The 8,474-nt window shown below is 71.9% G+C and carries 7 protein-coding genes and 1 pseudogene; 5 read left to right on the forward strand and 3 right to left on the reverse strand.

The genetic code is table 11. The features are described from left to right. Positions 1-739, reverse strand: a pseudogene (locus GA0115242_RS02480) (PucR family transcriptional regulator); the annotation flags it as partial. A 161-nt stretch (positions 740-900) separates the two neighbouring features. On the opposite strand from GA0115242_RS02480, the gene GA0115242_RS02485 reads away from it, so the two are divergent. The 3 genes from GA0115242_RS02485 to GA0115242_RS41435 all read left to right on the forward strand — a co-directional run bounded on the left by GA0115242_RS02485 (position 901) and on the right by GA0115242_RS41435 (position 3,967). Next, positions 901-1,827: a proline dehydrogenase family protein gene (locus GA0115242_RS02485; protein WP_093824000.1), complete on the forward strand. Its 927-nt coding sequence runs from the start codon at positions 901-903 to the stop codon at positions 1,825-1,827. Between the two features lie 32 nt (positions 1,828-1,859). Further along, entirely contained in the window at positions 1,860-3,491 is a 1,632-nt protein-coding gene (pruA, locus tag GA0115242_RS02490) for an L-glutamate gamma-semialdehyde dehydrogenase (RefSeq protein ID WP_093824002.1), read from the forward strand. A 344-nt stretch (positions 3,492-3,835) separates the two neighbouring features. Then, positions 3,836-3,967, forward strand: coding sequence for a hypothetical protein (locus GA0115242_RS41435; RefSeq protein ID WP_093824004.1), 132 nt, complete (start codon positions 3,836-3,838; stop codon positions 3,965-3,967). 55 nt (positions 3,968-4,022) lie between these two features. On the opposite strand, the gene GA0115242_RS02500 is transcribed toward GA0115242_RS41435, so the two are convergent. Beyond that, positions 4,023-5,612 (reverse strand): purple acid phosphatase family protein, encoded by a 1,590-nt coding sequence (locus GA0115242_RS02500; protein WP_093824006.1) that lies wholly within the window; start codon positions 5,610-5,612, stop codon positions 4,023-4,025. A gap of 148 nt (positions 5,613-5,760) precedes the next feature. On the opposite strand from GA0115242_RS02500, the gene GA0115242_RS02505 reads away from it, so the two are divergent. After that, on the forward strand, positions 5,761-6,804 hold the full coding sequence (locus GA0115242_RS02505; RefSeq protein ID WP_093824008.1) for a 3-isopropylmalate dehydrogenase: 1,044 nt from the start codon (positions 5,761-5,763) through the stop codon (positions 6,802-6,804). Positions 6,805-7,044: 240 nt separating this feature from the next. After that, positions 7,045-8,133 carry a branched-chain amino acid aminotransferase gene (locus tag GA0115242_RS02510; RefSeq protein ID WP_093824010.1) on the forward strand — a complete coding sequence of 363 codons (1,089 nt, stop codon included), beginning with the start codon at positions 7,045-7,047 and terminating at the stop codon, positions 8,131-8,133. Positions 8,134-8,160: 27 nt separating this feature from the next. Here the strand turns inward: GA0115242_RS02510 and GA0115242_RS02515 are convergent. Next, a partial coding sequence (locus GA0115242_RS02515; protein WP_176729725.1) for a cytosine permease occupies positions 8,161-8,474 on the reverse strand: 314 nt, incomplete at its 5' end.

Below are 8,474 nucleotides of genomic sequence, written 5' to 3' on the forward strand. Positions count from 1 at the left end.
TGTCGGGGGCGCGCAGGCGCAGCAGCAGGGCCAGGCACTGCCCGGTCGCGCCCCAGGGGATCGTGCACAGGGCCGTCGCGCCCTGGACGGTGCGGACGGCCGGGGCGTCGTCGGGGTCGGCGGACGGCCAGGGGGCCACGCAGACCACGGTGTGCGGGGCGTCGGCGCGCGGTCCGAGGGCGGTGCGCAGGTCGGCCACCGCCATGTCCCGCTGCCAGCCGCGCTCCGCGGTGAGGACCGCGCGCAGTTCGCGGGTGAGGTCGGCGCCGTGCTGGGCCTCGTCGGCGAGGAGCGCGCCGACGCGGGCGGTGACCGTCATCGCGGCGGAGAGCTGCCGGGCGGTGGGGCCCGGGTCGTCGTCCAGGAGCCAGACGTAGCCGAGGACGACACTCCGATGGCGTACCGGCAGGCAGATCCGTCCGCGCAGCACGCCCGCCTCCGGGGTGGGCGGGATGCGGACCGGGCCGGTGGCGCGGGTGATGCCGAAGCCCTCGAACCAGGAGCGCACGGCGGAGGTGGAGCGGCGGGTGAGGATCGAGCGGGTGCGCACCGGGTCGAGCCAGGAGGCGTCGAGGTCGCGTTCGCTGTCGTAGGCGCCGAAGGCGATCAGTTCGAAGTCGCGGTTCTCCAGCGTCGCGGGCGCGCCGAGCAGCTCGGAGATCTCGTCCACCAGGTCCTGGTAGGCGCTCGCGTAGTTGTGGGGCGCGGCATCCGACGTCACCCGGGCATTCTCCCTCAATCCGGCGCTCCTTCATACATCTGTCTGAGATCCGGGGCGGGAATGCCTGACAGGTGTCGATGGCCGACCGGCCACCGGGTCCCTAGATTGCGAAGTGGTTCTCCGTGCCGTTCCCGAAGCGTCGGGTGACGGCCTCGTCTGGTTGGTTTGTGGAGGTTCCCGTGCTGGGTCCCGTGATTCTCGCCGCGTCGCGCAGCGACCGGATGCGCCGTGTCGTCTCGGCGGCCCCGGTGACCAAGCAGGTCGTCGACCGCTTCATCCCCGGTGAGACCGTCGACGACATCGTCCCGATCATCGAGCGGCTGACCGCCGGTGGCCTGGAGCTGACGATGGACGTCGTCGGCGAGGACATCACGACCACCGGCCAGGCCGCCGCCGCCCGGGACGCCTACCTCGCGCTGATCGACCGCCTCAAGGCGCTGGACCTCGGCGAGCGCGTCGAGATGTCCGTCAAGCTGTCGATGTTCGGCCAGGCCCTGGACGGCGGTCACGAGCTGGCCCTCGCCAACGTCCGGCCGGTCGTCGAGGCCGCCGCCGCGATCGGCACCACCGTCACCCTCGACGCCGAGGACCACACCACCCTCGACTCGATGTTCGCCATCCACGAGGAGCTGCGGAAGGACTTCCCGCAGACCGGCTGCGTCATCCAGTCCTACCTGTTCCGCACCGAGACCGACGCCCGCCGCCTCGCCGCGTCCGGCAGCCGGGTGCGGCTCGTCAAGGGTGCCTACAAGGAGCCCGCCGAGGTCGCCTACCAGCAGAAGCACGAGATCGACAAGGCGTACGTGCGCGTTCTGCGCATCCTGATGGAGGGCACCGGGTACCCGATGATCGGGTCCCACGACCCGCGCCTCATCAGCATCGGCCAGGAGCTGGCCCGCGCCGCCGGACGCAAGCCCGGCGACTACGAGTTCCAGATGCTCTACGGCATCCGGGGCGACGAGCACCTGCGGCTGGCCGCCGAGGGCCACCGCATGCGTGTCTACACGGCGTACGGCACCGACTGGTACGGCTACTTCATGCGCAGGCTGGCCGAGAAGCCCGCGAACCTCCGCTTCTTCGTCCGCAGCATGATCAGCAAGGGCTGAACCCCACCGCTCAGTAAGGAGTTACGGAACTCATGGACGCTGTGACCCAGGTCCCCACCCCCGTCAACGAGCCGGTGCACGGCTACGCCCCCGGCTCGCCCGAGCGCGCCCGCCTGGAGGCCAAGCTCAAGGAGCTGGCCGAGAACCCGATCGAGCTGCCGATGACCATCGGCGGCGAGAAGCGGCTGGGCGGCGGCGAGACCTTCCAGGTCGTGCAGCCGCACCAGCACAAGTCGGTCATCGGCACCGGCCGCCACGCCACCCGGCAGGACGCCCAGGACGCGATCGACGCGGCCCTCGCCGCCGCCCCGGCCTGGCGCGCGATGTCCTTCGACGACCGTGCCGCGATCATCCTGCGCGCCGCCGAGCTGCTCTCCGGGCCGTGGCGCGAGACGATCGCCGCCTCCACCATGCTCGGCCAGTCGAAGACCGCCCAGCAGGCCGAGATCGACAGCCCCTGCGAGCTGGTCGACTTCTGGCGCTTCAACGTCCACTACGCCCGTCAGATCCTCGCCGAGCAGCCCCCGGCGAACTCCCCGGGCGTGTGGAACCGCATGGACCACCGCCCGCTGGAGGGCTTCGTCTACGCGATCACGCCGTTCAACTTCAGCGCCATCGCCGCCAACCTGCCCACCGCGCCTGCCCTGATGGGCAACGTCGTGGTGTGGAAGCCGTCCCCGACGCAGACCCACGCCGCCGTGCTGCTCATGCGGCTGCTGGAGGAGGCCGGGCTGCCCAAGGGCGTCATCAACCTGGTCACCGGCGACGGCATCGCCGTCTCCGAGGCGGCGCTGACCCACCGCGACCTGGCGGGCATCCACTTCACCGGCTCGACGAAGACCTTCCAGCACCTGTGGAAGACGGTCGGCGCCAACATCGAGAACTACCGCGCCTACCCGCGTCTGGTCGGCGAGACCGGCGGCAAGGACTTCCTGGTCGCCCACCCGAGCGCGGACCGCGCCGTCCTCAAGACCGCGCTGACCCGGGGCGCCTTCGAGTACCAGGGCCAGAAGTGCTCGGCGACCTCGCGCGCCTACATCCCGGCCTCCATCTGGAACTCCGGGTTCAAGGAGGAGTTCGCGGCCGAGGTCGACGGGCTGACCATGGGTGACGTCACCGACCTGTCGAACTTCCTCGGCGCCGTCATCGACGAGCGGTCCTTCGCCAAGAACAAGGCCGCCATCGACCGCGCCGAGCAGGACCCGACGTGCACGATCGTCGCGGGCGGCTCCTACGACGACGCGGTGGGCTGGTTCGTGCGCCCGACCGTCGTCGAGTGCGGCGACCCGGAGAACGAGGTGTTCCGCACCGAGTACTTCGGCCCGTTCCTCGCCGTGCACGTCTACGAGGACGACGCCTACGACGCGATGCTGACCCAGATGGAGTCCGTCTCGGACTACGCGCTGACCGGCTCGGTCGTCGCCAACGACCGCGCGGCGGCGGCGTACACCATGGAGAAGCTGCGCTACGCGGCCGGCAACTTCTACATCAACGACAAGTCGACCGGCGCCGTCGTCGGCCAGCAGCCCTTCGGCGGCGGCCGTGCCTCCGGCACCAACGACAAGGCGGGCGCCCCGCAGAACCTGATGCGCTGGACCCTGACCCGCGCCATCAAGGAGACGCTGGTCGCGCCGACCGAGTACGGCTACCCGCACATGGGCTGAGCCCAGCCGGCGGGACGGCGACGAGGAGGGGCACCCCGGTGCCCCTCCTTTCGCACGTCCGGGGGCGCGCTTTCGCACGTCCGGGGGGCGCGGCGGAAAGCCCAGGTCACCGGGGGGCGGCCGGAGCCGCCGTCTCAGATAGTAGGAAGTCCGAGTAATTGTGGAGACAGACCGGGACTCCTCGCTTAGCTTTGTAGGAGCCGAACGTCTCGCTCGATCCAGCGAAAGGCGGTCGTGAGCCGGGCCCCGTGCAGGCAACCCCTGCGGCACCGCTCCCCGCCCATCCGGCGTCTCGCAACCCCCCTGTACCCGTACTCCCGTCATGCCGAAGGAGTCGAACACCCATGGCCGAGACGACCGTCCGCCGCCGAGTCCGCCACCAGTCGCGCACCACCGAGTCCGACCGCAAGAACGCGGCCGCCGCCCTCCAGCGCGCCCTCGACCGCAGGGACAACGGCGGTTCCACCGGCCACTGAGCCGGGCAGTGCCCCCCGGACCGGGAGCCGCACCCGCTCGGGGTGCGGCGCGGGGTCACGCCCCGCGCCGCACCTCGAAGTGGTCGACGCGCTCGCCCTTCTGGTCCAGCGCCGACACCCGCAGCCGGGGCGAACCGCCGGTCAGCGCCTCCACCGTCAGCAGCGAGAAGCCGCGGTAGCGCACCCGTGACCACTCCACGGTCTCCGGTGCCTGCGCGCGGGACTTCGTCCAGGCGAAGGTGTCCACGGGGGTGTCGCGGGTGACGTGCCCCTCGTAGCTCTCCTTGACGCCGGTGGGGAAGCCGTACAGGTCCTTGCCGCCGCCGCCCGCGGTCACGTACACCGTCCCGTCCCGCGTCGGGTCGGTCGAGCCGCCGATCGGCACCGCCCGGCCCACCGCGCCGTCGCGGATCGCGTCGGTCCGCTCGTAGACGTGGTTGTGGCCGTTGATCACCAGGTCCACCTGGTGCTCGGCGAACAGCGGCAGCCACGCGGCGCGCACCCCGCCGTCCGAGGCGTGGGTGGACGTCGAGTAGGCGCAGTGGTGGAAGAAGACGACCACGAAGTCGACGCCCTTCGCCGCCCGCAGCCGGGTCAGCTCGGCGGCGAGCCAGGTCGTCTGACGGCCGCCCGAGAAGCCCAGGTTGGCCGGGATCTCCCAGGAGACGTCGTTGGCGTCCAGCGCCACGAACCCCACGTTGCCGTAGGTGAACGAGTACACGCCCGGCGCGCTGCGGGCGTCGAACCCGCTCTCCGGCAGCGACCAGCGGGCGAGCTGGCCACCGTAGCCGTCCGGCGAGTACCAGGCCTCCATGTCGTGGTTGCCGGTGGTCACCATCCACGGCACGGTCCGTGCCACCGGCTCGTTCTGGGTGAGGAACAGGTCCCAGTAGCCGGGGTCGTAGCCGTCGGTCGTCCTGCCCTGGCCGTTGACGTCGGCGTAGCAGATGTCGCCCGCGTGCAGGTGGAAGGCGGGCTTCTGGCGCAGGATCACATCGTCGTTGGCGGCGGCCGCCTGGCTGACGCCCTGGTCGCCGAAGGCGGTGAAGACGAACGACTCCGGGGCGGCGGGCGCGGTGCGGAAGGAGCCGATCGCCGCGCGGTGCTCGGCCGCCGTCGGGTCGAAGCCGTCGTGGCCGACGCCGTAGTAGTAGGTGGTGCCCGGCAGGAGCCCGTCCACGGCGGCGTGCGCGTAGTACTGCTCGAACGCCGGGCGCACCCCGTCGAGCGCCGGGGTGTGCAGGTCCCTGATCTCCGCCACGACCCGCCGGTCCAGCGCGTCGGGGGCGGTGCCGATCCGGGCGAACGGCTTGCGCACCGCGAGCGGGAGCTGCCAGGAGACCCGCATCTGCGTCTTCGGGTCGGCGCCGAACGCCAGATGGCGGCCGAACGGCGCGACGACCGAGCCGTGCACCGCGCCGCTCGCCCGCGCCGGGGAGGCGGAGCCCCGCAGGCCCTTGGGGTCGGCCCCGGCGCGCTCCGCCGTCCCCGGGCCCGCGCAGCCGGCCAGCAGGCCGCCCGCGACCGCGCCCGCCGTCACCAGCGTGCGCCGCCGGGTCAGCTTCGTCCGCAGGTACTCGTGCTGCTCGGCCATGCTCATCCCGCGGGCGAGACGCGGCGGAATGCCGAAGTCGGGAAGGTCCATGACGGAGAACTTCCCAGCGCGGGCCGACATCCGCCCCACATACGGGTGAACGGGTGACGACGAGTGGCCGCCGGACCGCCGCCCGCCCGGGATGTCCGCATGCCGGACGGCGCATGTCATCCCATGGGACGAGGAGTAGGGTGCCGACATGTCTCGCAGCCTCGATCTCGCAGTGATTCCCGGTGACGGCATCGGCCAGGAAGTCGTGGCCGAGGGCCTCAAAGTCCTCTCCGCCGTCCTCCCGCAGGACGTGAAGCTGGAGACCACGGAGTTCGACTTCGGCGCCCGGCGCTACCACGCCACCGGTGAGACCCTCACCGACGCCGACCTCGACGCCCTCAAGGGGCACGACGCGATCCTGCTCGGCGCCATCGGCGACCCGAGCGTGCCGTCCGGTGTCCTGGAGCGCGGCTTCCTGCTCAAGCTCCGCTTCGCCTTCGACCACCACGTCAACCTGCGCCCGAGCAAGCTGCTCCCGGGAGTGGCCACCCCGCTCGCCGGTCAGCCGGAGATCGACTTCGTCGTCGTCCGCGAGGGCACCGAGGGTCCGTACACGGGCAACGGCGGCACCATCCGCACGGGCACCGAGCACGAGGTCGCCACCGAGGTCTCCGTCAACACCGCCTTCGGTGTCGAGCGGGTCGTCCGGGACGCCTTCGCCCGCGCCCAGGCCCGTCCGCGCAAGAAGCTGACGCTGGTCCACAAGAACAACGTGCTGACCTTCGCCGGCCACCTGTGGACGAACGTCTTCCAGCGGGTCGCGGCCGAGTTCCCCGACGTCACCACGGACTACATCCACGTGGACGCCGCGACCATCTACCTGGTCACCGACCCGGGCCGGTTCGACGTCATCGTCACCGACAACCTCTTCGGCGACATCATCACCGACCTCGCCGCGGCCGTCTCCGGCGGCATCGGCGTCGCCGCCAGCGGGAACATCAACCCGTCCGGCGCCTTCCCCTCGATGTTCGAGCCCGTGCACGGCTCCGCGCCCGACATCGCGGGCCAGGGCAAGGCCGACCCCACCGCCACGGTCCTGTCCGTCGCCCTCCTGCTGCGCCACCTCGGCTACGACGCCGAGGCGGGCCGGATCGAGGAGGCCGTCTCCGCCGACCTCGCGGAGCGCACCGGCAACCCCGCACGCACCACGTCCGAGATCGGCGACGCGCTCGCGGTACGCGTAGCGGGCTGACCCGGGCCGTCGAGTCTCTCGAAGCCGCCGGGTCACCTCGTGCCCGGCGGCTTCCGTATGCCCGCCGCCGGGTGACACCATCTCTCACCGGGTCGCATTCACGCTGTTTTCGTCCATGCCGTCCCGCGCGCGATAATCGAACGCGGAGCCGCGGTATGAGGGAATGCTCGGACGTCCTAGCACTGGCAGTACGGACGTGAGCGCGGCCCGTCACACACAACCGGTGAAGGACACCCACTCATGACGACGCCCACGATCGAGCTCAAGCCCTCCGCCACCCCGCTCTCCGCCGCCGAGCGCGACGCGATCCTGGTGAACCCCGGGTTCGGCCGCCACTTCACCGACCACATGGTGACGATCCGGTGGACCGAGGGCCGCGGCTGGCACGACGGCAGGCTCGTCCCGTACGGCCCGCTCTCCCTCGACCCGGCGAACATGACCCTGCACTACGCGCAGGAGATCTTCGAGGGCCTCAAGGCGTACCGCCAGCCCGACGGGTCCGTCGCCACCTTCCGCCCGGAGAAGAACGCCCGCCGCTTCCAGTCCTCGGCCCGCCGCCTCGGCATGCCCGAGCTACCCGTCGAGACGTTCATCGAGGCGTGCGACGCGCTGGTGCGCCAGGACGCGGCCTGGGTCCCCGCGCACGGCGGCGAGGAGTCCCTCTACCTGCGTCCGTTCATGATCGCGACCGAGGTGGGCCTCGGTGTGAAACCCGCCAACGAGTACCTCTTCCTGGTCATCGCCTCCCCGGCGGGCGCCTACTTCCCCGGCGGGGTGAAGCCGGTTTCCATCTGGCTCTCCGAGGACCGGGTGCGCGCCGTCCCCGGCGGCATGGGCGACGCCAAGACCGGCGGCAACTACGCGGCCTCCCTGCTCGCCCAGGCCGAGGCCGCCGCCAAGGGCTGCGACCAGGTCTGCTACCTCGACGCCGTCGAGCACCGGTGGGTCGAGGAACTCGGCGGGATGAACCTGTACTTCGTCCACGGCGACCGGATCGTCACCCCGACCCTCACCGGCTCCATCCTGGAGGGCGTCACCCGCGACTCGCTCCTGACCGTCGCCCGCGACCTCGGCTACACCGCCGAGGAGGGCAGGGTCTCCGTCGACCAGTGGCAGCGCGACGCGGAGAACGGCAGCCTCACCGAGGTCTTCGCCTGCGGCACCGCCGCGGTCATCACGCCGGTCGGCACGGTCAAGCGGGAGAGCGCCGAGTGGACCCAGTCGGGCGGCGAGCCCGGCGAGGTCACCCTGCGGCTGCGCGCCGCGCTGCTCGACGTCCAGCGGGGCGTCACGGAGGACCGGCACGGCTGGATGCACCGGCTCGGCTGACCGCCCGCCCCGGCCCGGCGCCCGCCGTCACCGGGGGCGCACGGGCTCGGCCGCCGTCCTCGGCCTGTCGTCGGGGACGGCCGGGGCCGGGGTGCGCGCCGTCAGCAGCAGGTAGGCCGCCGCGCCGACCGCGCCCGACAGCAGGAAGCTGCAGTCCACCCCGCCGGTCAGGGACAGCAGCGGTCCCTCGTACGACGGCAGCGAGACGGCGAGCAGCCCGACGGCGGCGCCCAGCGCCCAGGAGACGGTGGCGCGGACGTTCCAGCCCGCGCGGTACCAGTAGATCCCGCCCCGGGAACGGCGGTTGAAGACCTGGAGGGCGTCGGCGTCGTAGCGGCCCC

Source organism: Streptomyces sp. SolWspMP-5a-2 (assembly GCF_900091845.1).
In the GTDB taxonomy this organism is placed as follows: domain Bacteria; phylum Actinomycetota; class Actinomycetes; order Streptomycetales; family Streptomycetaceae; genus Streptomyces; species Streptomyces doudnae.